22 protein-coding genes are annotated in these 23,732 nt (G+C 55.8%); 8 read left to right on the plus strand and 14 right to left on the minus strand.

Annotated features, from left to right (window positions below):
* Positions 1–64 precede the first annotated feature (64 nt).
* The 3 genes from FK256_RS08595 to FK256_RS14285 form a co-directional block, all read right to left on the minus strand.
* Positions 65–1,024, minus strand: a complete 960-nt coding sequence (locus FK256_RS08595; RefSeq protein WP_244936296.1) for a hypothetical protein — start codon at positions 1,022–1,024, stop codon at positions 65–67.
* 448 nt (positions 1,025–1,472) lie between these two features.
* Positions 1,473–1,928, minus strand: a complete 456-nt coding sequence (locus FK256_RS08600; protein ID WP_141424473.1) for a hypothetical protein — start codon at positions 1,926–1,928, stop codon at positions 1,473–1,475.
* A 418-nt stretch (positions 1,929–2,346) separates the two neighbouring features.
* Complete coding sequence (locus tag FK256_RS14285; protein ID WP_170197935.1) at positions 2,347–2,952, minus strand: hypothetical protein; 606 nt, start codon at positions 2,950–2,952, stop codon at positions 2,347–2,349.
* Between the two features lie 783 nt (positions 2,953–3,735).
* On the opposite strand from FK256_RS14285, the gene FK256_RS08605 reads away from it, so the two are divergent.
* Positions 3,736–4,239, plus strand: coding sequence for a CDP-alcohol phosphatidyltransferase family protein (locus FK256_RS08605; RefSeq protein WP_141424474.1), 504 nt, complete (start codon positions 3,736–3,738; stop codon positions 4,237–4,239).
* Positions 4,240–5,311: 1,072 nt separating this feature from the next.
* On the opposite strand, the gene FK256_RS08610 is transcribed toward FK256_RS08605, so the two are convergent.
* Positions 5,312–6,766 carry an ApeA N-terminal domain 1-containing protein gene (locus tag FK256_RS08610; RefSeq protein WP_141424475.1) on the minus strand — a complete coding sequence of 485 codons (1,455 nt, stop codon included), beginning with the start codon at positions 6,764–6,766 and terminating at the stop codon, positions 5,312–5,314.
* A 148-nt stretch (positions 6,767–6,914) separates the two neighbouring features.
* Positions 6,915–7,160 carry a helix-turn-helix domain-containing protein gene (locus FK256_RS08615; protein ID WP_141424476.1) on the minus strand — a complete coding sequence of 82 codons (246 nt, stop codon included), beginning with the start codon at positions 7,158–7,160 and terminating at the stop codon, positions 6,915–6,917.
* A 104-nt stretch (positions 7,161–7,264) separates the two neighbouring features.
* Here FK256_RS08615 and FK256_RS08620 point away from each other — a divergent pair, with 104 nt between their 5' ends.
* The 4 genes from FK256_RS08620 to FK256_RS08635 all read left to right on the plus strand — a co-directional run bounded on the left by FK256_RS08620 (position 7,265) and on the right by FK256_RS08635 (position 10,036).
* Positions 7,265–7,777, plus strand: coding sequence for a GNAT family N-acetyltransferase (locus tag FK256_RS08620; RefSeq protein ID WP_141424477.1), 513 nt, complete (start codon positions 7,265–7,267; stop codon positions 7,775–7,777).
* A gap of 178 nt (positions 7,778–7,955) precedes the next feature.
* Positions 7,956–8,297, plus strand: coding sequence for a hypothetical protein (locus FK256_RS08625; protein WP_141424478.1), 342 nt, complete (start codon positions 7,956–7,958; stop codon positions 8,295–8,297).
* Between the two features lie 255 nt (positions 8,298–8,552).
* Positions 8,553–9,698, plus strand: a complete 1,146-nt coding sequence (locus FK256_RS08630; RefSeq protein ID WP_170197936.1) for a hypothetical protein — start codon at positions 8,553–8,555, stop codon at positions 9,696–9,698.
* A gap of 122 nt (positions 9,699–9,820) precedes the next feature.
* Complete coding sequence (locus FK256_RS08635; RefSeq protein ID WP_101558070.1) at positions 9,821–10,036, plus strand: helix-turn-helix domain-containing protein; 216 nt, start codon at positions 9,821–9,823, stop codon at positions 10,034–10,036.
* Positions 10,037–10,149: 113 nt separating this feature from the next.
* On the opposite strand, the gene FK256_RS08640 is transcribed toward FK256_RS08635, so the two are convergent.
* Entirely contained in the window at positions 10,150–11,001 is an 852-nt protein-coding gene (locus FK256_RS08640; protein WP_141424479.1) for a hypothetical protein, read from the minus strand.
* A 277-nt stretch (positions 11,002–11,278) separates the two neighbouring features.
* On the opposite strand from FK256_RS08640, the gene FK256_RS08645 reads away from it, so the two are divergent.
* On the plus strand, positions 11,279–12,076 hold the full coding sequence (locus FK256_RS08645; protein ID WP_141424480.1) for a hypothetical protein: 798 nt from the start codon (positions 11,279–11,281) through the stop codon (positions 12,074–12,076).
* A 124-nt stretch (positions 12,077–12,200) separates the two neighbouring features.
* Here the strand turns inward: FK256_RS08645 and FK256_RS08650 are convergent, their stop codons facing one another.
* The 8 genes from FK256_RS08650 to FK256_RS08685 all read right to left on the minus strand — a co-directional run bounded on the left by FK256_RS08650 (position 12,201) and on the right by FK256_RS08685 (position 20,113).
* Positions 12,201–13,577: a hypothetical protein gene (locus FK256_RS08650; RefSeq protein WP_141424481.1), complete on the minus strand. Its 1,377-nt coding sequence runs from the start codon at positions 13,575–13,577 to the stop codon at positions 12,201–12,203.
* A gap of 168 nt (positions 13,578–13,745) precedes the next feature.
* Entirely contained in the window at positions 13,746–14,327 is a 582-nt protein-coding gene (locus tag FK256_RS08655; RefSeq protein WP_141424482.1) for a hypothetical protein, read from the minus strand.
* Positions 14,324–15,514 (minus strand): hypothetical protein, encoded by a 1,191-nt coding sequence (locus FK256_RS08660; RefSeq protein WP_141424483.1) that lies wholly within the window; start codon positions 15,512–15,514, stop codon positions 14,324–14,326. The genes FK256_RS08655 and FK256_RS08660 overlap by 4 nt, the downstream gene beginning before the upstream one ends.
* 18 nt (positions 15,515–15,532) lie before the next feature.
* Positions 15,533–15,796, minus strand: a complete 264-nt coding sequence (locus FK256_RS08665) for a hypothetical protein (RefSeq protein ID WP_141424484.1) — start codon at positions 15,794–15,796, stop codon at positions 15,533–15,535.
* A 6-nt stretch (positions 15,797–15,802) separates the two neighbouring features.
* Entirely contained in the window at positions 15,803–16,063 is a 261-nt protein-coding gene (locus FK256_RS08670; RefSeq protein WP_141424485.1) for a hypothetical protein, read from the minus strand.
* 22 nt (positions 16,064–16,085) lie between these two features.
* Entirely contained in the window at positions 16,086–16,340 is a 255-nt protein-coding gene (locus FK256_RS08675; RefSeq protein ID WP_141424486.1) for a hypothetical protein, read from the minus strand.
* A 70-nt stretch (positions 16,341–16,410) separates the two neighbouring features.
* Positions 16,411–18,627 carry an FtsK/SpoIIIE domain-containing protein gene (locus tag FK256_RS08680; protein ID WP_244936298.1) on the minus strand — a complete coding sequence of 739 codons (2,217 nt, stop codon included), beginning with the start codon at positions 18,625–18,627 and terminating at the stop codon, positions 16,411–16,413.
* A 124-nt stretch (positions 18,628–18,751) separates the two neighbouring features.
* The gene (locus FK256_RS08685) at positions 18,752–20,113 is read right to left on the minus strand and encodes a hypothetical protein (protein ID WP_141424488.1); all 1,362 of its coding nucleotides are present in this window, start codon (positions 20,111–20,113) and stop codon (positions 18,752–18,754) included.
* A gap of 639 nt (positions 20,114–20,752) precedes the next feature.
* Between FK256_RS08685 and FK256_RS08690 the strand changes: the two genes are divergently transcribed.
* Together FK256_RS08690 and FK256_RS08695 are read left to right on the plus strand one after the other, a co-directional pair.
* Complete coding sequence (locus FK256_RS08690) at positions 20,753–21,391, plus strand: LuxR C-terminal-related transcriptional regulator (RefSeq protein WP_170197937.1); 639 nt, start codon at positions 20,753–20,755, stop codon at positions 21,389–21,391.
* A 67-nt stretch (positions 21,392–21,458) separates the two neighbouring features.
* On the plus strand, positions 21,459–23,723 hold the full coding sequence (locus tag FK256_RS08695; RefSeq protein ID WP_150387389.1) for an ATP-binding protein: 2,265 nt from the start codon (positions 21,459–21,461) through the stop codon (positions 23,721–23,723).
* The last annotated feature ends 9 nt before the right edge of the window (positions 23,724–23,732 follow it).

A 23,732-nucleotide genomic window follows, 5' to 3' on the forward strand; every position in this document is an offset into this window, starting at 1 on the left:
CTTTGATTATAAAGGAAGTTTCTGATTTTGACTTGAAGGTAAATGTACTTTGGGTGAAATGCTGTTACGCCACTACCCCCACCCCACGCTCCATCACACTCTGCACATCCACTCGCGCTTTCGCCAGTATCGTGCTGGCGTCATTACCAAGAATTTCTTCTATCTCCCAGGTTCTGACTGTCGCTTGGCGTGGTAGCCAGATGCCGATGCGCTGGGCTTGGTAGTCGTTGTCGAGATCAAGGATGAGGTAGCCCAGGAGCTGCATGAGCGTTTTGCGCACCCACGGCGCTGTGATGGTGTCCTTGACCTTGCAGTCGAAGAGGGTGTCGTCGATGAACCAGTCGCCGTCGGCGCCACCAACCAAGGAGGCACCGGTAAAGTGCGGATTCTCCGTGTACTCGACGCCCTTACGGATCATCGTGCGCCATTGTTCGACTTGCACCTGATTGGCAGCGCGCAGGTTGGAGACGTCGGCAAGCATGGCGGGCGGAATCGAAGCAAACAGTTCATCGACGGTTTTGCTCGCGTGCAACCGTTCTCCCAAGGAACTGAAGAGTGCGCGCAGGCCCGCCCGATATAACGCCTCACACCAGGTGAAGATGATACTGGCGCGATCTTTATCTTCTTCGGTGCCTTGGATCATTAGGTTCTCGGCTTCGCGGAAGCTATCTGCCAGCATGTCTGTGATACGCTCACCGTCCTTCATGAGCCGTGCGTACATGAGGGCGAACGCCCTGACGCCAAGGGCGGACGCGCTGTAGGTGGGCTCAAACTGGTCGAGCATCATCCTGGTGCGGATGTCGAAAGCGGTGCCAACGGTTGGTGAGTGCCGTCGTTTGTCCTGTACTTCCTTCGGCAGCGGAACGACCAACGGTGCCTTGACTAGGTCGTAGAAGCCGAGCTGCGTGGCGAACTCCTTGCCTGCCTTGGATTGGCCAGCGGCGGTTGCGAGTGCTGGGGCGCAGTCCTCCACCAGCTTGTGAAAGGGAGATTGCTTGTCGTTGAGATGGCTCGTCAGGCTCATAGGAGGCTCCACCGCAGGATTGAGAGGGATATATGGCAGTGCAGTACCGAGCGACGCCGGTGTCGCCATGGGTGACAGGGGCTGGAGGAAACCTCCAGGAGGGACGGGGCTGCGTTGCCGCAATCGATAGTAGAGCGCGGTACGGCGAGCCAGTAGCCGTCTCCCGTCCTGGCGGGCTGTTTGTGGCTGAATCGTGATCTGATGCGGGCAAGACGCAGTGCACCTCGCTCTGCGGGCCACATCCTGCTGTCAGGGATAGCCTCAGCGATGAAGGCCAGTAAGCATGCTGAAGCGGCTATGGCGGGCTACCGGGCACGTCCAAGGTTGGGTTCTAGAACACCTACCCTCCAGCAAAGTCGGCGACACCTACGTCGCTGACGCAGCAGCAGATAAAGCAATAGACGCCGGCGAACCGGCGTCCAAAGGAGTGATCGAGGTGCCTGCGCTGCTACGCCGCCTGCAACCTACTCTCAACAATTGTCACCCGGCCAGCGAGATCCTCATGCTGCGTGGTGAGCAGCCGTAGTGCGCCTTGATCTTGGAGGGCGTCTTCCCGCTGAGTTTTGATGTCTTTACTGAGTGTGTCGATCCGCTTGGTTACTTCCTGATGGTTGCGGTCGATTTTCTTGTCCAGCTCTGCGAACTGGTTGTCAATCTCATTGAACTGAGCACCAATAGCGTCGAAACTTTCCTCCATGTTGCTGCGTACGTCTTTTATCTCGTGTTCCAGCTTATCCATGCGACCTTCTAAGCTGTCCATACGACCTTCTAAGCTGTCCAAACGGCCATCTATCTTATCGAGTCGTTCATCAACTTTGTCCAGCCTACCATTGATCCTCTTCTCGGCAGCGCTGAGGTTAGTGGTTAGTAGTTCTTGTATGCGTTGGAAGTCTTTTTCAGTCATATTTCTATTTAAGCACGTTAATGCGTGAGTGTAAAGCGCGATATCGTGGCGAATGGAAAGAAGCCGGTCTGGCGACGGTGTATCGCCGATACAACTAGTATTTCTTCAGGTGCTCGAGAAAAGGGTGAATAGCGGAACGGCGGACATCTCCAATGCAATTGAGTGCCATCAATGTCTATGACAATGGCGTACGTAAATGTGCTACTCCCACTGTGGTGAGCAAACTTCGCTAACGCAAATGATGTTATCGTCACCGCGAGAGCGGGATACCGTCAAAAAGCATTTAGCGGCGGAGGTGTGAGCAACCAGAACAACACCATGATATTGGTACAACACCCCATCGTCCGGCTGATCTATCCATACTATTCACACGCGGCATATCTCCTACACCCGCACTCCCCACACCGCCCATACACCGTCATGCTCGGTGCGAGTCGCGTGCGCTGGCGCAGAGTAGCCCTTCAGGCAGGCACTGCGGTGGCGGCTGGATCCGCGTCTTCTTGCCAAGCACGACGCTGCCGTCGCCAAGGAGGACGTACGGCACCAGCGGGAGCGGCCCGCCTGGCCGATCCTGCTTGAGCCAGCTGTTGTACCTCCTGGTGATACCTCGCCGACTCTCAAGTTCATAGTCAGGGAGTTCTCTATCGAGCGGAAGTGGCTGCGGCACGAGCAGTGGCAGGTGGCGGCCCGGCTCGATAGTTTGGTCGATTGTCGCCCATACGGTGAAGACAGCAAGCGACTTTCGGAGATCTCCCTTGGGATTGATGCGTTTGGTGCAGACAGACCAGCGTGGCCGCAGGTGTGCGGGCATGGCACCGACTCGGCTAATGTAGTGCTCAACGGGGCCGTAGTTGGTGATGTGGACGCAGCAGCCTGGGTCATCGATAGCGGACTCAAGGCCAAGCCGGAGCCCCTTGGGTTGATTGACGGCCTTGGGGACTGTCCGAAAGAGGAAGACCAAGGCTGCGATTGCGACGGGGACAGCGCTGAAGATAGTGGCCCAGTTAGCGGCTGTATTCAGCATGACCATCCTGTCCGCTTGGGAGAGTGCGCACCAGCAGCGGCACTGGTGGCCTGCATGAGGTGTCGCCGTCGCTGACCAGCCAGGTGTCATCGTGTTTGTCCGGCCTCGTGCAGCGGCTTCATCATCGTAGGGCGCCAGGTAGTGCCAGCCCTGAGTCTCCGCATCGTCTACGCATCGCACTCTGGTAACGACGCATACGGCCCCCAACTTGCGCACGTTTTCCGTGAGCAACCTGCACTTCGTCAAGAGCAGAGGCCAAGCAGCAGCGTTGGTTCGCGCTACCAACTTCCGTACAGAGGCTGGGCCGCCGCCTTGGTCGCTGTCGCCCAGCTCACCACGTCTACGCCCGCCATGACGCGCGTTTCTCTCAGCCGTCGTTGTGCCTCATCAGCATCGCTTGTGCTCATCCTCGATAGACCACCAAGAAGCTTCGTGGATAGATACGACGCTGCACGCACCTGCGCGATCACTCGGTGCGTGCGACAACACCGCTCAGATTGTCGCCTAGCCAGCTACCCATTGACGTATAGCACCTGGTCAACGTCGTATTTCTTATGGGTGTTGCCTATTGGTTATGGGGCTAGACACTTCCGCCCGCGCTTTGCACGATGTTGCTGCATGTCACGACGTCGTCACAGCAGTTCTAGAGATTGGATCATCATGTCTGCCATCTTCGCATCTCTCGACAATCGCTTCAGTGTGGCCAGCTTGCGCAGGCCCAGCCAGGGCCTATACGCCAGCACTATTGCGCCCGAGCAAGTTGCGCCAAGTCAGCTGGCGCGCATGGCGGCACTCTCCGTCACGCTCGTCCGCATCCCCATCATTCTCTTCGGCATTGCTGCTTTGAACATGGGCTGGCAGCTCATGGCCTGTACGTCGTTCGTGGCCTTCGCGCTGCTGGACTACTTCGATGGTGTGGCTGCCCGCAAGGTAGGTGAAGACACTGCCTCACGCCGGCTGGGCGACGTACTGCTCGACCGCGTCTCCATCCACACGGTCATCCTCCTGACCTGCCTGTACTACGGCGGGGGATGGGCTGCCTGGAGCGTGCTGCTCCTGCGTGACCTGCTACAGGGTGGCTTCTCCTCCTACCTGCTAGCCAAGTACCGCGTCATCATCATCGGGGCCTACTGGCATATGTCATACGGTATTGCCATCCTCGTCTGGGAGTGCGCCTACGTCATGACGGGATCCGTGTCTCAGGCGCTGACTGTGTGCACCGCCGCTATTGTGTACGCCACTGGAGCGGATTATGTTGCGCGCTGCTTGAGGTTGGTTCGGGCATGAACAAGGCTCGTTACAGTATTTACGACAAAATTATATCGATAGTTGGGAGCGTCTACTCGGAAGAGGATCCGGGAATAGACAAGGACGATGCAATCTGGCACCCAGTCGTACATCCAGTAACCCAAGTAGGTTTGGTATTCACATTTACTGTAGTTACCTCTACGTTATACGTATTCTTTCTGTATGTCACTCAAGAAAGAAATCGCATACCGTCGGAGTGGCAATTCTATGCGCTCGTTGTGACGTATCTTCTCACCTGGGCGTCGTTTCGCTTAGAGAGACTTCCGCAACTGGCAGGTTCGAAATTCAGCGTAGTGACAGGAAATGGAGCGGAAAGCAACGTATCGCAATGGCCGCCACCCACTGTCGAACTGCATTCTCAATATCATAAAGTTAAGATAGGTGTAGCGGTCAGAGTATTTGCGATGGTGGTTGCGTCGATTGCAATATCGTGCTGGTTTGCGATATATTCTGGCGGGCCATTCCAGAGCGCATATTCGCAGATCATAGTCGCATACCCACTGTTTGCCACCAACATAGCACGCAATAAGTACTCTCTGGTCGCTGTGTATGCACTTACATTCTCTTTGATGCTAATATACGAAAAAATTAAATGGTGGCACTACAGTTTGTATGAGACCCAAAATACAAGTTGGTATATTGGCATCATGATATTTCTTCTCATTGGGTCTGCGGCCGTTGCGGCCAATAGCAGAGGGATTGCTCGGAACGTAGACAAGATATCGAAAATAAATCAGAAATGATGCATCTTCTTCTGTTTGTGAGGAAAGTTGCTGCACCTTCCCTGTCGACACTAGTATTTCTTAGCGGACTGATAGAATGTGAAAATTACTACAAAACAACAGACTATACTGCCAAATGCGGCCCTGCCGACACTGACATTCATGCTGATTAGCAAAACAAAGAATGTTGCGAGCAGTAGGAATATAGCAAGTATTGACAATAAAATGTTCTTAGTGCTTTGAATCTTCATGACCTCTCGTTTCCGGGAAGGTGCAGCATTTATTATTGTATAACATTCAATGATATATTTCTAGAACTCCCAGCCGAATCATGATTCGAGCATTCGCTGTTGTGCGGCTTCAGAAATATCAAGCAGTCGAAGTATCTTTGCTCTGACGATTTTATCGAGGAGACTACAGATCTCCTCCAGGTCGTTAGGGTCGTATAGTGATGAACCGTGGGAGAGATTATTGCGTACATTCGTCAAAGCATCTGCCGAGGACATTCTTTTGCTTCCAGGCTCGTTGCGAACTTGGGCAACAATCTCACTACCATCTATCTGGTCCTGAACAGATTTGGGAAGCCCTTGGAAGGTTGTGTTAAGCGCATCTCTTAGCCCACTGAAAGGTCTGCGAGGGAACTTCTTCTTCAAGAATCTGAAGTCTTCTTTGCTGACAGTAGGTTTGACTTTCTCTAAGAGTGCGTTTCGCTTCTCCGTATATTGTTCACACCGCTGTTGATACTCTTCCTTGTGTTCGTAGCCGTATAGTCCTTCTATGGCCTGGATCAAGAGAAGGTAGCGTGAACGTGGATGCTGGTCGTCAGATACTGCGTTACTCCGGTATGTTTCTATGAGCGGGTGTCGCGATGCTTCAAGTTCACGGCGCTTGATTAAGAGCTCAAGGAGATTGACGTTGTCTTGCTTCAAGTTGATGACAGCGTGAGTGCAGTTGAATTTGTTCTCATCAATTTTGATGCAGTCTTGCAAAATATCGTAACGGAAGACTTGGTCTGCGCGCCGTTTTGGGTCAACCGCATCCTTGTCTTCGAAAGCGAGCAGATACATAATGTCGAGCGGCTTGCCGTTGATTACTTCGAGAAGGTCGCACAATGGAATAATCCACTGAAGCCACCAGTCGACGAGGCTGATTGGTTCTTCGATATCGATCCGTAGATAGGGCGCAAATGAAGTGCGGAAGTTGAACCTGTCTGGGCGGAGGCGGCCAGCATAGCCGAGGCGTATTTGCGCCTCCTGATTGTTCCAATCCAAAGAGTTTCGTGTTGGTATGCTTATTTTGTATGATTCATCGTGCTCGTCTGTGCGTTTCGTGAATTCTATAGTGGTTGGAGCTACGTCAACTATCGTTTCCAGGCCATCGATCTGTAGTTCTATGCTCTGATATTTTCGGTAACTATCGTGCTTAAAAGGTCTGGTGGATAGTACTGCAAAAGCTCCATTTGCCTCGCCGCCGTTGTGAAACCAGTAACTCATCTGACCGTTTAGTAGTGCAACATGAATCCCGGACGATAGAGTGCCAGTTAGGCAATTAAAGTCGGTGGTTTGAGGGAATGTCGCTTGCCCACTGTTCGACGCACAGGGGAGAGTCCCCTGAAATGAGGCTGTTGGGTGGTGGCGTCTGGTAAGGTTAATCGTCCCTAGCACATCGACAAGCTGATCCTCGTTGGTATCCTGCACAGCTTTTGGGAGATGCCAGGTGCACATGTATTCGCGTGGTTCATGCGGCAAGTTCACTGCCATCATATCGTTAGTGGGCTGACTCATCGTGTCTTCCTAAATAGAGTCTTCGATTAAAATGAGCGCCTGCTTTGTCGCATGGCGCTATGGCAGAGCCTACTATGAGCCTTCGACAACTTCGTCGAAGTAGTTGGGCGATATAGACCTATTATAAGCTGTGGCGTATAGAATCAACTTAAGATTTGCCGGGTGCGCTCGTGGGTGCTTCCACCTCCAGCAGCTCCCTCGCCTCCACCCCAATCTGCTCCGCCATCTTCTCCAGGCTCTTGAGGGTGAGGTTGCGTTCGCCGCGCTCCACCCCGCCCATGTAGGTGCGGTGGACGCCAAGTTGGTCTGCGAAGGCTTCTTGGCTCAGGCCTCTCTCCAGCCGGTAGGCACGCAGGTTCCTGCCCACCGTCTTCTGGAGATCACCAACAGCCACATCTCTCAGACTGGCTACCTGCTACTTGAAGGTCTACAGACTGATGAGTAGCATCAAGTGGAACGGGCGGCAGACGATGTGCGGTAGCAGAGGGGAGGAACACCATGGCCATCACCCTCCAGGCGCTGTCCGAGGCACACATCCCCACCATTCTCGAGGCGTGCGCGGACTGGGAGGAGCTGGCGCGGTATGGCGCGCCGTACTGGCGGCCGAGGAGCAGTGCGGAGCTGCGCCGCAAGATCGCCGATACAGCGGGCCCGCAGCCGGCTACGGCCTACAGCTTCGTCCTAGCGGAAAGCGATGGCCGGCTGGTCGGTGAGGCCTCGATCCATGCCATCGACTGGCGCAACCGCGTTGCCCAGGTGGGCATCTGCATCTGGCGGCCGAGCGATCGGGGCCAGGGCTATGGTGCGCCGGGTAGCCAGGCTGTCATTGACTGGGCGGTTGGCCACTTGGGGCTGCATCGCCTGGAGGCATGGATCCTGGCGGGTAACGCCGCTTCGCTCGGCCTCTTCTGCAGCCTCGGCTTCGTCGAAGAAGGCCGGCTGACGCAGCGGTACCTGGTTGGTGGCCAGTATGTGGACATGCTGGTGCTGGCGCGCATCACTGGAGCGTAGGGAGATGGACGCGGGGGGGAGTGGATGGTCGGTGGCGGCCAGCTGCTCCCTGCTTTCTACTTCTCGTCCCACCATCGCTGTTCTCCGTTGGCTGCTGCCGCTGGTCTGGCCTTCGTACCTCGTACTGCGGTTGGCTGCGGTTGTGCAAGCGGACAGAGTCTGGGGGAGAGGTGGCAGCGTGCGATCTGAGCAGCCAGCAGGTGAAGCGGAGCGCTGCCCTGCGTGGTGCGCCGTCAACCATGATGTGGCGAGCGATGAGCTTGATGGCGTCGTCCACGAGAGTGCTCATCTCCCTGTAGCAGGCGTTGTCCCACAGCGCGAGCACGACGCGGACGATGTGCCTGTGCGGCAAGCGGCAACGGCCGAGCTCTACCTGGTGCGCTACCAGTACGCCGGTGAAGCGGACGAGTGGCTCTACCTCGGCGATGGACACCACGGGCTGGACGTCAGCCCCGAGACGGCGCAGCGGCTGAAGCGGGCGATTGGCCGGGTGATGGATAGTGAAGTTGAGCGCAACTGACGTTAGAGACAAACACAAAGTGGGCGTGCAAACAACGTCGGGATGCTTATTTCTGTCATGTATAAAAGCGGTTCTGATCTGCGCAAATGCAGGGAGCCGCCGTGTGTGAGCTCCCTCTGTCGATACCCTTTGCGGACGGATTGTCTGCGGCGTCTCGCCCTACTAGTCGACTTATCTGCGCACCATTTGCCATGCTCAGGTAATGCTGTCCGTGTTTGCCCTTTGTAGCTGCATTTTGCTATACTATATCTATTCATGGCCAGCAAAGATGTACTACCGCTGTATCGTCGGCTGCTCAAGACCAAAGCAGCGTTGCTGGCCGTCTCCTTCACCTTGATCGGTATTCTGCTCATCATGCTCAACGCCTGGTTGGCGACACTGAGCCTGGGCGACTGGAGCTGGCTGCATCATCTGCCGCTGGATGAGGTCGGTGGCCCACTGCTTGGGGCTGGTTTGGTCTCCACAGTCCTGGACTACTCCTACCGGCGCGACCAAGAGGACGTCGCCATCCAGCGCACCCAGCAGGCCATCATCGACCTGTCGCCGGCCAAGCTGTGGAGCGTCCTGTGCGAGGGCCTTGCCCGCCACCCCTCAGAGCTGGCTCGCCTGACTACACCCGAACGGCTCGACGACGCAGCGGCGGCCATCATGGCGCAGCGCCTGGGCGACGAGCAGTTCGCCCGCGAGATCTATGCCGACATCCGCGACCAAGCCATCCGCGCCGCCGAGCGGTGGTACGACGTCGAGGCGCGCGTTCGGCTCTCTACTGCAGTAGAGAGGAGTACCGCAGGTACTCCTCTGCTGGACGTCACGGTGGAGTGGGAGTACACCACTGTGCCCAGTGGAAATGAGCGCCGCTTCGCCTGCGTATCCGATCGGGCGGCGTACAACGCACTGCGCGGCGACATCCCCGCTACCTCCACCTGGTTCATGGCACCACGCCCTGGCATGGACGCACGCCGCCAGGAGTCCTACGAGTTGCTCGAGTTAACCATCGATGGCCGGCCACAGCCGATCCGCCGCACCGTCCAGGCGACTGGCCAGACCTACCGTGTCCAGCTGGACGACGCAGCGCAGAGCGGTAAGCCGGTGCGGATCCGCCAGCTACTCCGTGTCGTCACCCCATCGTGGGGCCACCGTCTCTTCGTGGAGTTGCCCCGGCCTGCGCGTGGGCTCTCACTCCGTGTTGACTACACCGATACCGCGATCGCCGAGATGATGATCACCGACACGGTTGCGGCGACGCAGGTAGCCCGGGTGCATCGTTCGCCGAAGGCTGTCAGCAGCCGCGTCGTATCGCTCGACATGCCTGGCTGGCTGCTGGCCAAGGCTGGCTTTGCAGTGACTTGGACGCTCGAAGCAGAGCTGCCTCACGACGCCAAGCACCGTGAGGCAGCCTGATGGATCGCAGTCAGTCGCCACCGCTCATCGCTCTCACCTCCCCACCGCTCGGTTGTATCGCGACCTTGATGCTACTCATCAGTCTGTAGACCTTCAAGTAGCAGGTAGCCAGGCTGAGAGATGTGGCTGTTGGTGATCTCCAGAAGACGGTGGGCAGGAACCTGCGTGCCTACCGGCTGGAGAGAGGCCTGAGCCAAGAAGCCTTCGCAGACCAACTTGGTGTCCACCGCACCTACATGGGGGGAGTAGAGCGCGGCGAACGCAACCTGACGCTCAAGAGCCTGGAGAAGATGGCCGAGCAGATTGGAGTGGAGGCTCTGACGCTCCTGCAGAAGTAGTGCAGGGTCAAAGGGGTTGGGAGAGCGGGGTTGTGGTGGATGAGGAGGGAGCCTCGCTCCTAGTAGGCGCTACTGTCACAGCTTTCCGTGCCGCGCTGAAGCGCTGTTGAGCATCACTTACTCGTCAGCCGCTGAAGTCGCTTCTTGAGATCGCGTTTCAGATCAAAACCATCATGGTATATAACATCGTCCATGTCGTACCTCAGGTAGCGAATTGATCGTAGGTCAAACGGGACATCGCTAGAATCTTGCGTCAACATGACGGTTTTACGGGGAAGCGCGTGCGCCAACCCAACTTCATAAAAGACGTTGGGGTTGCGTCCGGTTAGGTCGGCCACGATAACTTCCGCGCGCCACAGCAACGACGCTACATCGGCCATAATGTGGTCACTATCCCATATGTCGTCAACACGTTGGCAATATAGGCCCGCATCGGAGACGGCTTTCTTGATGGCGTCGTAAACCGCGTCATATTCTGTGTCGAACGGCATCATCACCGCCACGAGCGATGAATCCCGAGCCTCAGTAGTTGGAAAACTAATCGCACCGGAACCTTCAGAGTCACTCGTTGTGGCTGCTAAATACACGTGCTTGAGAAGCACTTCATACAAATCGACATCCTTGACCGACCAGCGTGTCCGATGCCAACCCCACTGATCTAAACTCGCGCCCAGTTCGCGAGAGAGTTGTTCAATAACTCCCGTTCCAATCGGCGGAACACCTGTATCTTCTTCGAACTTGAATTCAATACTCGCATCAGCTTCGTTCAAACTAGTAATGTGTCCTACACGCGCAATTTGCTCAGCGGTACTGTCGCCCACCTCAGGCAGGACAAGTGCTGGAAGCTTCATAAGTTCGCAATGCAGGTCTTCGCCCAAAGTGCTACGAACCTCTTGTGACGTCGATTCGAGGAAGCGCTCTTTTGCGATTACTCCTCCGCGAGACCCAACGATCAAATTAAACATACTAGTTACCTCCAGGTAAGACCCTGTAGCGCTGTAGCGTAGCCATCGGTGGCGCCGCCTCAACGTATCTTACCGCGTGATCGAACAAGGCAACTAGAGCCGCATTGCTAAAGAACCATTATCAATGTCAAAGTATTGTGGTGGTTTCTTTATGCCACCAAAAGAGGTTGCTGCTTTGAAGTACACTGCTGGGTCTTGTAATTTATGATTGGATAGTTTGAGGGTCAACTTTTCGAGACTGATGGATCCTCGCGGGCCTGACGAGGGGTGCGGAGAAATGACATTGAAAGGCGATGACAACTATCTCTATACTGTAGACATGCGTCCAGCACAATATTGGGATATTAGTTCCTGGAGTGAACAGAGTGTAAAGACTCGCGATAGATTGCCATCGTACTGTCGCAATTGGTCAGTAATGGGACGACTCCGGGAGCGCCATCGACTCAACGATGACGCAACGTCGCTACATGGCCCAAGGTGGGAAACCATCGTTGCGCTCGCCTTTATTACTCAGCCAGCAGATGCACTTGAGTTGCTCGAACATAATGGCGAGGTATTGAATCTACGATCAGGTAGTCGATGGGATCTATTCTTCCCTGGTTATTTTCAGACATCGCTAACTAATGAAAGTATATTTCTGCCTGGATGTATGCCAGTTGGGCACGGCTTCCTATCTAACTGGTACTTTAATGCCAAAGACTTTGACCGCATGTGCAAGCAAGTGGAGACGATGAGTCAAGGACGATTCATCTACGATGGGCGACCAACCATCATGGTGGTTCGGGCCACATACGACGATAGCGGCGAACCATCTATCGACTGGAATTCTATTGCATTCGGTCCGCTATCAGATCGTTGGCATGGGGTAAAGACACTTTCGTTGAACGAAGTGGTATACCGCATTAGCGTCGATCTGGAGCGTGGTAGCGAGGCTCCAGAATGGGGTATAGCAGAACTGCTGGACTACGATAGACACTCGAATCCACCAGTACGAAGCGCAACAACTGATACGGCTATTGCTGTTGCTGGTGGAACTTTAGCGACGTGGCTTGGGCGAATGCTTGGAATGAATTAATTCTGGCTCCGCTACGGCAAACCGACAATATACCCACTGTTGACCTGTTGATTGGAATGATCAAGTACTCGCAAGCGAAAGTCTCTTTCGCACATTATATTGGGTCATTACTTTAAAATCGAGCCTACTGCTTCATCCTCCGCAGCTTCTCCGTTATAGCCTTGACCTGACCAAGGCCATAGTTATCCGCATATTTGTGAGCCTCATCAGTTTGCTTTATCTTTTCTTCCAATTGCACTTCAGCCTGTTTCCGCTCATCCTTGCTCTGGAGATAGAGGATTAGGCGGATCATGTAGATGACAACCAGGCTGGAGATTATCAGGATCATGATGGGAGGCTCGCTGCCGTCCCTGAGATCGCTTGGCGTAGCGTAGCTGGCGAATATGGACGCTACTGTCAGAACTACCGCGATAACAAGAATGATGGGATTTGGTTCCGTTTTTGCCTTCGGTAGTTCGCGGTCTTTGTCGTCTATCTTTGGCACTGCGTTGAGCATGTCAACACGTTTTTGCATGAACTCCAGTCTCTGAATATTGAGTTGGAGGAATGCGCGAACGTTGCCAGAGCGTTTCTCAGGTATTTCTTTTGAATCGAGGCGAGATAGTTCCTTCCGGAACTCCTGCAAGGGTGCAGTGGAATTATCCTCAAAAGGGCGATACTCTTGATACTCATACACATCTTTAATGTAGTCGCGTTCGTCCACCTCATTGGCAAACGGGAAGCACGCGTGCTCAATAGCGCAGTAATACGCATATTGAACATACTCCATCGTCTCAGCATCCAAGTCGTCGTTATGACGGAGTGCTTCTAAGCAAAGCTCGATGGCTGTATCGCAGTTGTCGATGCCGACGTACGAGTAGGCGGCCCGCCACGCCATGTCGGAAGGAACGTCAGCTTCGATGGCTTCAAAGGCGCGCTCATAGTTCTCCACCGCCTTCTTGTGTTTGCCGAGCAGTCGGAATGCTTCACCACGGACGTAGTTCACGTCAGCTACATTCTCTTCGCGAGTGTCGAGGATGTAGGCATTGCTGGCGTGATCTCGTGCGCGTTTGTAGTGATTGCGCTGCTCTTTCTTGCCATTCGCTCGTGAGCCCTCACGAAGCTCGATCCAAGCTGAGATGACGTAGCTTTGCGGATCATTGCCGTGTACTGCTCTGGCCTTGCTCGCTGCGGCTCGGGCGGCGTCGTCATCGTCGACGAAGTAGTACTTCCGTGCCTCGGCGATCCAGTCGATGGGCGCGCTATCCTCGACTGGTTGCGACAGAAGTGCTTGGTCGTACGCCTCACGCGATGCATCGTTTTGGAAGACGAGAGCGGCGTCTGCCAGGAGGCGGAGTTTCTCGCTTGCCTCAGCACCTTTTTCTCCACTGAGAAAAGCTCGCTGTCGCCATTGACGCCGAACGCGCTCAACATCTTGGCGTAGTTGGTTTGTCGATTCTTTCCGTTTGAAGCCGAATGCTTGGTAGTAGTCGCAGTTAGTTTCTAGTAGTGATTTACGCATGCGCCCGTAACTCTCCATTCGGATGTCTGTTGGGATACCCTCCGACTAGGAGGAGTCAATCAATTACTGTCTTATGGAAATGAGAATAAGTCGAGGCTTATTTTAGGCGTAGCAAGATAGACTCTGATATGAATGACACGAGTCCAAGACGTTCGCCAACGTAACTGGTCAAGACTTCGCCGTGTGAGCGCTTCGATCTTTAAAGTCTTTAATCAGTGTCTGCCATTCTCCCCATTCTGGTACGTCCATATACAGGTCAGATACGTCCATGCCGCTGAATTCATGGCGGATGCGTTTTGTTGGGTTGTTTACGTCGATGAACATAAACTCACCACTACCATCTTGATGGTTCGTAATCATGACTTCCATTGGCTTTTGTGGAAGCCATTGGCCGTTACCGAGAGTGTCGCCATAATCGTAGAATTGCATTAGTGCACAAAATAGGCGGCCGTCGCCCACGTTGTTCCACCAGAGCGTTTCTAGGGGCATATCAAGAAACAGGAAGCGGCGTACTGTAAAAGAGGGATTCTCTCCCGAATCAACATTAATATAGTACGGCGCGTACTTTACGCCCGCTTTCTCTTCGTCTGGTGCGACAATAGTGATATCTTTGAGCGGCATCTTGTAGAACTTTTTGGCTTCGTCTTCACTGAGCCAATATGGCTCATAATTCTCCGTCTCAAATAGCTTCGATATTGGCATTGCGTTCTGAAGCTTGACATTAAAGTCTTCGCAGAATTTCCAATTCATTTACGTTTCCTTTCGTTAATTAACGCCATTCCTAGTGTACTTGCCATTCGGCCAATCTTCAATACTGAGTTTCTGTTCTTGATGGAATTTTTTCCGTCATCTGACAGTTTCCATTCGTCGTGCCGCGTATCCCATATCGTTACGTGCTTCTTTGCTGCGTATGCTAAATATTCTGGTGGTGGTGGATCGTCTTGCTCAGGTATTTCCAGTATCATTATTCCCTTGAGCGACTTTCCAATTAGTTCGTCTGGGTCAAGGCCAACGGATTCAAATTTTTCCCGATTGGAAGGGGTATCGGCGATGACAATGCGCTTGTCCCCGGGGGTGTATTTATTTGCGAGCTGATCGACATATTGCTTCCAAGTCGAAAATGAAATCTCTCTGATCTGGCTATGCTTTCGTTCGACAACTTGCTCGTAGTTTATGCTGATCGAGTCAACGCGGTTGTATTTGGATTGTTTTGGAAAAGCGGTGCCGTCGCTTCCTACGCGCGCTCCCGCTTGTGTCACGTGAATTTCGTTTAGTTGGTATCTGCGAACATTTTCAAGGTTAAAAATTCTTCCTTCTATTATTCGAATCAACCAATCAGTGGAAGAGGAATCGTGCTCGGTAAGGTATCGTACAATTATTTTAAGTCTATTGATTTTTTCTAGGTCTTCGCTAGATGTGCTATCGTTGAAGGCGTCTCCTCTTGGGTCGCTGAACATGTATCGGTATTGTTTTTGGGTTAGAAGCGAAATTGCTTTGGCTAAACTGCTGCCAGTTTCCTCTCTGTCTTTTGTGGTGAGTTTATTGTCTTTTTGATGATCTTGGTTTGGTTTTTTGTGCGTACATGCTGGTAAAGGTGCTGATGTTGCGGTTTTTCGTAGCGATGTGGTTGTGTCAATCTGTGTACCACGAGATGTGTTGGAAGCGGCTTGTCCATAAAGTCTCGAAATCAGCTCTTCATTGGCATTGTTGTACTCTATGATGCAGCCACTGGCGATGCTGGTTATAAAACCTTGCGCTGTTGCAAGATTGTTCGCAGCCTCCTGAGCGGAGTCGCTGCAGTATGTGGACACTCGACTGCAGACATCACTGATAACTGCACTAAGTCGGTCGATGCTTCCTTGTGTGCCACTGGTTGAAGTGAGTAGTTCTCGGCCTCGATGGAGTTCGTCAATCACTTCCTGAAAGTTGTGCGACATTGCCTATAGTCCTTGGTGTTAATCGTCCGGTGGTGGGTCAAGCGGAATAGCCTCGATACTATTTACTGCGTACTCGATCTGATCGGCGCATGCCTTCAGGTAACCTCTTGCTGTCGTCATTTGCTGCAGCATCACCTCGGTAAGTTGATGGCCGTCGGCGGCGCTGTGGGTAATTGCAGCTACGTCGTGGGCGCTGGTATCGGCGTCTGCTACCAAGCCAAGTGCGTCCTGTAGCTTTTGGAGGAGCTCCTGCTTTGCCTCTTCGCTAATGGTTTCTGGCATGAGGGGCTACTGCTGAGCGTGCTGGATGAAGTCGTCGACGGCGGAGCTGAGCTGGCTCATGGCGGCGGCGCAGCTCTCGAGAGCTTGGCTGGCAGTGCGAACTTGCTGGGCGGCGCTCTCGCCCGTTTGGGAGGGTGCAGTGACGGACTGCAGCTCATCTGCCTTCTGAGACAAGGACTGGGCGGTGGCGCTAGTACCGGTGCTGAGCTGGGTGGCGTTGTTGCCGATCTGCTGGGCAGCAGCGACGACGTTGGCGAGGGCGGGCATAGCGGTGCTCCTGTTTCGTGTCTTAGAGGTTGATGACTTGCTGGCAGCCGTCTGCGGATTCGTTGAGCGCACTTTCGGCACCGCCGAGGCTGTCGAGTGCCTGGCTGAGAGCAGCGAGCATGCGCTGCTCGTGGCCAGCGTTGTCGCCTTCCAGCTCAGACGTGACGAGAGTGATGGAGTCCTCGGTCTTGGTCTTGAAGCTGGCGATCTGCGAGAGCTGGTCTTCGATCTGCTGCTTAATGGACTCGACGGTGGCGAGGACATCGGCGAGAGACATAAGTGTGGGTACCTTTCGACGCGGCGGTTGAGAGAGGGAGATATTGAGCCTGGTGGAGCGATGCGTTCCGTCAGCTGATGCGGCTGTAGGGGATGACGAGCTGTGGGTTGCTCATGGTGGCGCTGTCCCAGACGAGGGCACGGTTGTCCTGCGGCGTCCAGCGCAGGATGGGCTGCTTGAAGGCCTCGCGGGCTGAGGAATGGTCGAGGTGCATGGCAATGCGGATGTCGAAGTTGTTGTCGCCGCCGAGCCCGACCATGGCTTTGAAGGAGGCGTACTTGTTCCACCAGCCCAGGAGGTGGATGCCGGCCAGCGGGCCATTGGCGAAGAGCGTCTTGATCTTGGTGGTGTCGCTGCGCAAACGCTCCAGACCAAAGCCGATGACATAGACCGGTGGCGCACTGGCGTCGTCGGCTGTGAATGCGGCTCGCTCGACCAGTTCGTCGATGAGTGCGTCTGCCTGGTGCTTGCCGACAAGGCGGTAGATGCTGCCAAGCTTGGTGAGTTCTTGCTCGAAGTCAGTGCGCATAGCGTCGCGAGCAGGTGACGGCCAGTCGCCGATAAGATCGAGGACGATGATCTCGGCGGACGGCGTGCTGTGCAGGAGGGAGAGCGCAGCGTTGAGCAAGATGGTGTGGCCTGGGCCGGTGCCGAATAGGGCCAGGTTGCGGCCGACGTCGGTGGAGAAATCCGCTGCCAGTGGCGCGACGCCGACGGTGATACGGCGGCCGAGCATGGCGTGCCTGCTCTGCAGATTCGTCAGGAAGCGTTCGTCGTCGTGCAGGCTGAGGCGGTGTTCGCCTTCGAAAACCTCTGGTGGGGTGACGGTGCCTTGGGCCTGCTGCCACCAGGCGGTGCGCAGCTCGGCCAGGATGGCGTCATCGGCGTAGGCGATGGTGGTCTTGCGGTTAGACGACAGCTCGCCGTAGTCGAGGTTGACAATGGCTTCTCGAGACCTGATGTGGCTGGCAGCATCATTCTTGAGACCGAGCGTAGCGTGGGACTCCGCCAAGGAGTTCTTCAGGGCCAGACGCACCGGGATCTGAGCGAACAGTGCCTGACCAGTGGTGCCCCCGAGCATGCCGCCACTGCCAATGGTCTGGGAGGCCAGGATGAAGTGGATGCCGCAAGCGCGGAACAACCGGGCACCTTTGACGAGGAGATCACTAGCGGTCGTGGCGACGGTATCTTGGTCGGCAAAGAGCATCTGGAACTCGTCGATGACCACCACGATGCGGGGCATGACGGCCTCGGGATCAGCCAGGCGGTACTGGCGGATGTTCTGAACGCCAGCGGCCTTGAAGGTGGCCATGCGCTGGCGGTAGATGGCGAAGAGATGCCGCAGGACGTTGACGCCGTACTCTCTGTCGGCGTCCAGCCCCAGCACGCGAGCATGCGGCAGAAACGAGCCAGTGCTCGGGTCTGGGGCGAAGGCCTGGAGGGTGACGCCTTCCTTGAAGTCAAGCATGTAGAACTCGACCTCGCTGGGGGAGTAGCGCTGGCACAGGGAGTGCACCACCACCGAGATGAGGTTGGACTTGCCCTGCCCAACCGCGCCGGTGATCAGGGCGTTGTGACGCTGGTTGAGCTCGTCGCCAAGCGTGACCTCGATAGTGGACATCCCATAGGTGCCGACCGCGAAGCTGACGCCATCCCGACTGGACTGCGACCAGGGGGCGTCCAGCGGCTGTACCTCACTGAAGGCCACTGGCTCCACCTGCGCATTGGCAACCGCCGAGGCGACGTGTCGGCTAACTGAGATGAGGTCATCGGCACTTTGCGGGTCGAACTGCCCTCGCACTGCCCCGTCATCGCCGTAGATCGTACGCTCGTCAACATCGCACAGCTGCGTCAGGTTGAGAATCTCCTCGTTGACCTTGAGCTTCATGGAGTGGATGAGAAAAGTGACGCCAGCAGCCGGGCCAGCCTTGAGCAGGACGGTGAGCTTGTCCTTGATCTCGTCACTCAGTAGGTCGTAGATCGTCGAGAGGACGACCAACTTGAAGCCTTCCACCTTGGGTGAGAGCTGTTGGCGGAAGTCCAACAGGCTGTCTGTGCGACCCTGAATGACGTTGAGCACTGAGCGCACATGCTCGTGCAGGTACTTGATGGTCTCGTTCAGCTCCTGAACGTCGTTGATGTGGCGCAGGATCTTCTCCCCGCCACTGTTGACGTCCTGAAATGGTGCTGCGATTCCCCTAAGCGCATCGTCAAAGACGAGCACTTCCAACTGCCCTGGCGCCGTGTGGGCCAGTGCATTGGCGAGTGCGAACTGGGCAAAGCGCACTGAATCGGCCTGGTCATAATCATCGATCCATATGTGACTACGACCGATAAAGTCCAGGTGGCCACTGTGGAGTCGTAACTGATCGGCTACACGTGTATCCATGGTAATGATTCCTCAATTCAGGTCAATTGGATTCATCAACTGTCATCATCTCGTGTAGTTGGTTCTCGAGTGCCTTGATCTCGACGGCACCAAGTGAACGCGCGCGCCCCTGAGCAGCCCGAGCTCGCTTCTGCTCAGCACGAGCCTCACGACAGGCCTTCTCGTATTTGCTCGTATCCTGATCATGATTCTGTAAGATCGTGAAGTACGCCAGCGCCCCGATCAATGGGAATATGAGTCCTATATAAAGGTTCATATCCCCGGATGAAGAAGCGGCGACGCCAATGAGTACTGCGATAATGAGAGACCCTAGTAAGATGCCGACGTTAGGTGGTTCGCCAGGCTTCAGATCGTCAGTATCAGCTAGCTCGTCGCTCGGGGCGTTCTTGATTGCAGCGATACGTTTTTCGATGAGCTCGAGACGGCTGATGTGGGCCTCGACGAAAGTTGATAGTTTCGACACCATGTGTGGCGGAATATTCTGATTAGCGATATGGTCGCGCATGCTGCGGAAGTCGTTCAAAGAGTTGACAACGGCACTTTCCTTGAGGTTGCCTTTTTCGTAAGCTCTAGTGATTTTGTCGACACTGTAGTGGAAGTGTAGACATTTTAACTCTAACGCCAAATAGCATGCTAGGTATACTTTGTAAAAGAATTCTTCATCAATTTCGGCACCTACCTTCAGTGAGATTAGGCAGATGTTGATGGCTTTGTCGTACTGCTTGAGTGTTGTGTATGAGTGTGACGCTCTCCATGCTATATCACAAAACGTAAATGGGTTGGCTTCTTGGAGAGCGCGAAGAAAACACTCTATTGCATTGGCATGCTGTTCGATTGCCCGGAAGCAGACGCCGCGAGCGAAGTTGACGTCGGCGACGTACTCTTTTTGTAGGTCGAGGACGTACGCTTCGTCGGCGAACTCCTTGGCCTTTCGGTACGTTTGTCGCTTCTCTGTGTCGCTTCCCCATGCCTCGGCAAGTTCTACCCAGGCTGACACGACGTAGCTATTTGGATTGTCTTTTTCTGCGCTGCGGGCTTTCGTGGCTGCAATCTTAGCCGGGCCGTTGTCTTTAACGAAGTAATACTTCCACGACTCATCGATCCAGTTGATTTTTTTGTCGGATTCAACGGCTTTCGGTCGCTGCTTCAGGGACTCGTCGTAGGCGTGTCTCGATTCGTCGCTTTGAAATATTTGAAGTGCTTCTTCTATGAGCTTGAGCTTTTCGTTTGCCTCTTTGCTGCTGCGCCCGCTTTGTAATCCAAGTGTTCGCCATTGACGTTGAACTCTTTTGAGATCCTTAAGAAGTTTTTGGGTTGGATCTTCTCTGTGAAGTGCGAACTCTTCGTAGTAGTCAACCACGACACTCGTCTGCTCATGTGCCATCTCAAAAGTTCCTAACTCAACGATTCGGGATTCGGAGAGGAAAGCGAAGCGAGTCGCGGACGCATCGCTGCGCACAGGCGCTGGTGCTGCGCACAGGCGCTGGTGCTGCGTCTGATTTGCACTCGCTTGGCGGAACTGAGATTAGTGAGACCGTGGCGTAATCGACCAGTATGAGTGTTGAGACTAAGAAGTAAGACTTACCAAGAGGTGCTGATGTGTGGTATCGCGCGTGCGATACCGAACGAACAGACCGTGTTGGTAAATGAGCACAAGAGTGGTGGGCTCATGTTGTGGCAATTCACGGCAGCCCCATAGTTATTGCCGAATCGATGCCACTGACTGAGAGGTAGTGCGTCAATGTCGCGTCTCACTATGTGGTTGATTGAGGGGTGGGTGGGCGATGCTGAGTCGCCGCATCGGTATTGAGGCGTCAACTGAAATGTCGCTTCACATACGATTCTTGTTGTGATTGCTGGGAAAGATCGCTCCACTTGCCTGCTGAAAGATTCTCGAGAACTATCTGATAGTCGCAATGGAGGTGTTGGTGGCGCTGCTCCGTAACTAATCTGTCTGCGGGTGTTGGCCGGACGTGTGCGGTGGACGCCTGCTGAGTTCATTTGCAGCGGTAGGGAGAGTGTTGTGGATCAGGCGTGCTCGATCATTGTGGTTGATGATCACGACATCATTGCCAAGGGCTGTCGACTGGTATTTGAGGATGCCGGGCTGCCATGGTCGGTGCGCTGGTACGCCAGTCTGCGTGATGCGGAGTGGCCCGATGGGCGGGCGTTGGTGGTGCTGGATCTGCGACTGGAGGATGACTCGACGCCAACGCAGAACCTGCGTGAGATCGAGCAGCGCGGCCTGCCTGTCATTGCCTATACATCGGCGGAGAGCCCGATTCTGGTGCGTGAGGCGATTGCCGGGGGAGTGCTTGCGATCGTGCGCAAGTCCGGGCCGTCCAGCGACCTGGTGCTGGCGATCCAGGACGCGCTGGATGGCAAGCCGAGCGCGGGCCTGGACTGGGCAGCGGCGCTAGATGCCGACGAGGACTTTGTCGTCGACTACCTGGCGCCGATTGAGGCTGACCTCCTGGCGCACTATGCAGAGGGAGAGAAGTCTGAGACGGTGGCCCGGATCCTGAACCTCTCGAAGAACACCGTCAACACCTACGTGGCGCGTATCCGGGACAAATACCGCGCCGCTGGGCGCCCGGCTGACACCCGTGTCGATCTCTTTCGCAGGGCGGCCGAGGACGGGCTGGTGAGCTACTATGGCTGACCGCCCGGGCAGAGACGCTGAGCGAGTTAGCTCCCCAGGTGAGTACCGGTTGCATGTGCGCCGTCTGGTGGCCTTGTTCGCCGGCCTTGGCGTCCTGGAGATTGGCATTCTGTCGGGCCCAACGGTCTACTTGACCGAGGGAGTGAAGCCGATTGCCGCCGCCATACTCCTGGCGCCGATAGTGGTGCTGGCGGTGGTGATAGCCAGCGTGGCGACGGGCACGATCTATATTCGCCGCCGTGGGAGGGCTCGGCGAGACCTGCTGCGCAGAGCCGATCAGTTGCTCGCTAGCCTGCTCGCAGCGCTTCTCGGTGTCTATGTTGCCGTCGCTTGTGTCCTCGCTGCTATGCGGATCCTGCCGATTGCAGCGCCGGGCGACGCGCTCGCGCGGATGCACCCGATGCTGGGATGGTACTTCGTCATTGCCGCGGCAGCTGCTGTGGTGCTGACGCGTCGGTGGCGCTTCACGTTTGTGGTGGCGCTGGCGCCGCTGCTAGTCATGGTCAATGCCACGGCGATCGGTGAGCTGCAATTCGTCTCGGTAGAAGACGTCATGCTCGATACGGCAACTAACCTGGCCACCATTGGTGCACTGACCTGGCTTTTACGATTGGCGGAGACCTCGGACGCCAGCAGTACTCGGCAGCGTGCCCAGGCCGTGGAGCTGGCTGCCCGGCAGGCCAGCACCCGAGCCCAGCATGAGGCCAACAGCTTCATCCACGATCACATCCTCTCAGCCTTGATCGCCGTCGCCAACGGCCTGCCCGACCGGTCCGCTCTCCGCGGTAGCGCTCGCCAGGCACTCGACTCACTCAGCATAGAGACAACAGTGACCAGCCCGGTTACTGCCAGGACGCTGCTGAACGACGTTGCCGGATGCGTTGGTGTGATGGCTGGCGATATCCGCACCGACGTCCTTCTCGCCCGGGAGCATGAAATACCACCTGGGGTAGCGAAGGCCATCACCGAGGCCACGCTGGAGGCCGTGCGTAACTCACTGCGCCACGCTGGTGACGAAGGTGCTCCGGTGATGCGCACGATGACTCTTACCAGCGACACCTCCGGCGTCACGGTTGAGATGAATGACAATGGATGCGGCTTCGACCCTGCTGTGGCGGGGCGCGGCAGGCACGGCGTGTCTGGCTCAATCGTCACCCGCATGCAAGATGCCGGCTGCCACGCGACCATTAACTCAGCACCGGGGGAAGGCGCCTGCATCACCTTGCGATGGCGACCTCTCTTGGAATCGGCTGATCGACAGCCACCGGAGTGCGATGCCACCGCCCAGAGCGAGGCGGCCAGTTGGGAGCGGTCGCTGTCTGCCTCTATGGAGTCTGCCGGTGCCCGTGCCTTCGCCGCTGGGCTCATCCTTGTTCATGTCATCCTGGTCGCCTACGAATGCGCTGTGCACAGCTACTGGCACTGGCCTCCAGCCGCGCTGAGCTTCATCGCACTGCTGCTCCCTACCATCCTCCTGCTCAAAACATGGCCGGATGCCCTGCTTCCGCGCTGGGTAGCGCGATCGACCGTCATCGTCGTCGGTGCGGTCAACTTTCTCGTGCTCCCACAGATCGTCACCACCGGCTGGCCCGGCTACGCGTCCTGGTGCACCGGCGCTGGTAACGACCTGAGCTGCGGCCTGCTGATGCGGGGACGCCCCGTGTATGCCTGGGCGGGCAGCGCAGCCACGACGCTGGCCACCGCCTACTGGGTCATCTCCACCGGGCGGCCACTGTTCATGATCTTCACCTACATGCTCGGCCACTACTTCACCCTCGCCAGCTGGCACGGCGTCGCCCACCTGTCCACTCGAGCCACCACGCAGATCGCCGCCACCCAGCGAGAAACCGCCTGGCTCCAGGCGCAGCAGCGCGCCCACGAGGAAGCCGACCGCATCATGACCAGCCGCATGGCATCCGTCCGCCAGCGCGTCACACCCCTCCTGACCCGGATCGCCGACGGCACAGCACCAACGCCAGAGCTATGCAACCAGGCCTACCTGCTCGAGGCCGAGCTGCGTGACGAGATCCGTGCCCCGTTCTTCACAGACACCAGCATCGTGACAAGTGCTCATGCTGCCCGGAGACGGGGCACCGAAGTCATCCTCCTGGACGACTCTGGTGACAACACCGTCATCGACGACCGCACGCGGGCCAACGCGGTCAACTACGTCACCAAGTTCCTCGATCTCACCCAGAGCAACCGCGTCGTCATCCGCCTCAACCCACCCAGGCGTCCCACACTGCTGACCATCGTCACCGATGACACCCGATACCGACTTGATAGGCAAGGCGTGCCGATGACCGAAGGTGTGGGCAGCCGGGTGAACTGAGTCTGGCGA

It is taken from the genome of Actinomyces johnsonii (assembly GCF_006546835.1).
In the GTDB taxonomy this organism is placed as follows: domain Bacteria; phylum Actinomycetota; class Actinomycetes; order Actinomycetales; family Actinomycetaceae; genus Actinomyces; species Actinomyces johnsonii.

Bases quoted from the DNA above. Each gene is read 5' to 3' on its own strand.
- FK256_RS08650 (WP_141424481.1), bottom strand. From the start codon at position 13,577: ATGCGTAAATCACTACTAGAAACTAACTGCGACTACTACCAAGCATTC.
- FK256_RS08610 (WP_141424475.1), bottom strand. From the start codon at position 6,766: ATGAGTCAGCCCACTAACGATATGATGGCAGTGAACTTGCCGCATGAA.
- FK256_RS08605 (WP_141424474.1), top strand. From the start codon at position 3,736: ATGGCGGCACTCTCCGTCACGCTCGTCCGCATCCCCATCATTCTCTTC.
- FK256_RS08660 (WP_141424483.1), bottom strand. From the start codon at position 15,514: ATGTCGCACAACTTTCAGGAAGTGATTGACGAACTCCATCGAGGCCGA.
- FK256_RS08630 (WP_170197936.1), top strand. From the start codon at position 8,553: ATGGCCAGCAAAGATGTACTACCGCTGTATCGTCGGCTGCTCAAGACC.
- FK256_RS08670 (WP_141424485.1), bottom strand. From the start codon at position 16,063: ATGCCCGCCCTCGCCAACGTCGTCGCTGCTGCCCAGCAGATCGGCAAC.
- FK256_RS08685 (WP_141424488.1), bottom strand. From the start codon at position 20,113: ATGGCACATGAGCAGACGAGTGTCGTGGTTGACTACTACGAAGAGTTC.
- FK256_RS08620 (WP_141424477.1), top strand. From the start codon at position 7,265: ATGGCCATCACCCTCCAGGCGCTGTCCGAGGCACACATCCCCACCATT.
- FK256_RS08600 (WP_141424473.1), bottom strand. From the start codon at position 1,928: ATGACTGAAAAAGACTTCCAACGCATACAAGAACTACTAACCACTAAC.
- FK256_RS08595 (WP_244936296.1), bottom strand. From the start codon at position 1,024: ATGAGCCTGACGAGCCATCTCAACGACAAGCAATCTCCCTTTCACAAG.
- FK256_RS14285 (WP_170197935.1), bottom strand. From the start codon at position 2,952: ATGCTGAATACAGCCGCTAACTGGGCCACTATCTTCAGCGCTGTCCCC.
- FK256_RS08665 (WP_141424484.1), bottom strand. From the start codon at position 15,796: ATGCCAGAAACCATTAGCGAAGAGGCAAAGCAGGAGCTCCTCCAAAAG.
- FK256_RS08645 (WP_141424480.1), top strand. From the start codon at position 11,279: ATGACATTGAAAGGCGATGACAACTATCTCTATACTGTAGACATGCGT.
- FK256_RS08640 (WP_141424479.1), bottom strand. From the start codon at position 11,001: ATGTTTAATTTGATCGTTGGGTCTCGCGGAGGAGTAATCGCAAAAGAG.
- FK256_RS08675 (WP_141424486.1), bottom strand. From the start codon at position 16,340: ATGTCTCTCGCCGATGTCCTCGCCACCGTCGAGTCCATTAAGCAGCAG.
- FK256_RS08655 (WP_141424482.1), bottom strand. From the start codon at position 14,327: ATGAATTGGAAATTCTGCGAAGACTTTAATGTCAAGCTTCAGAACGCA.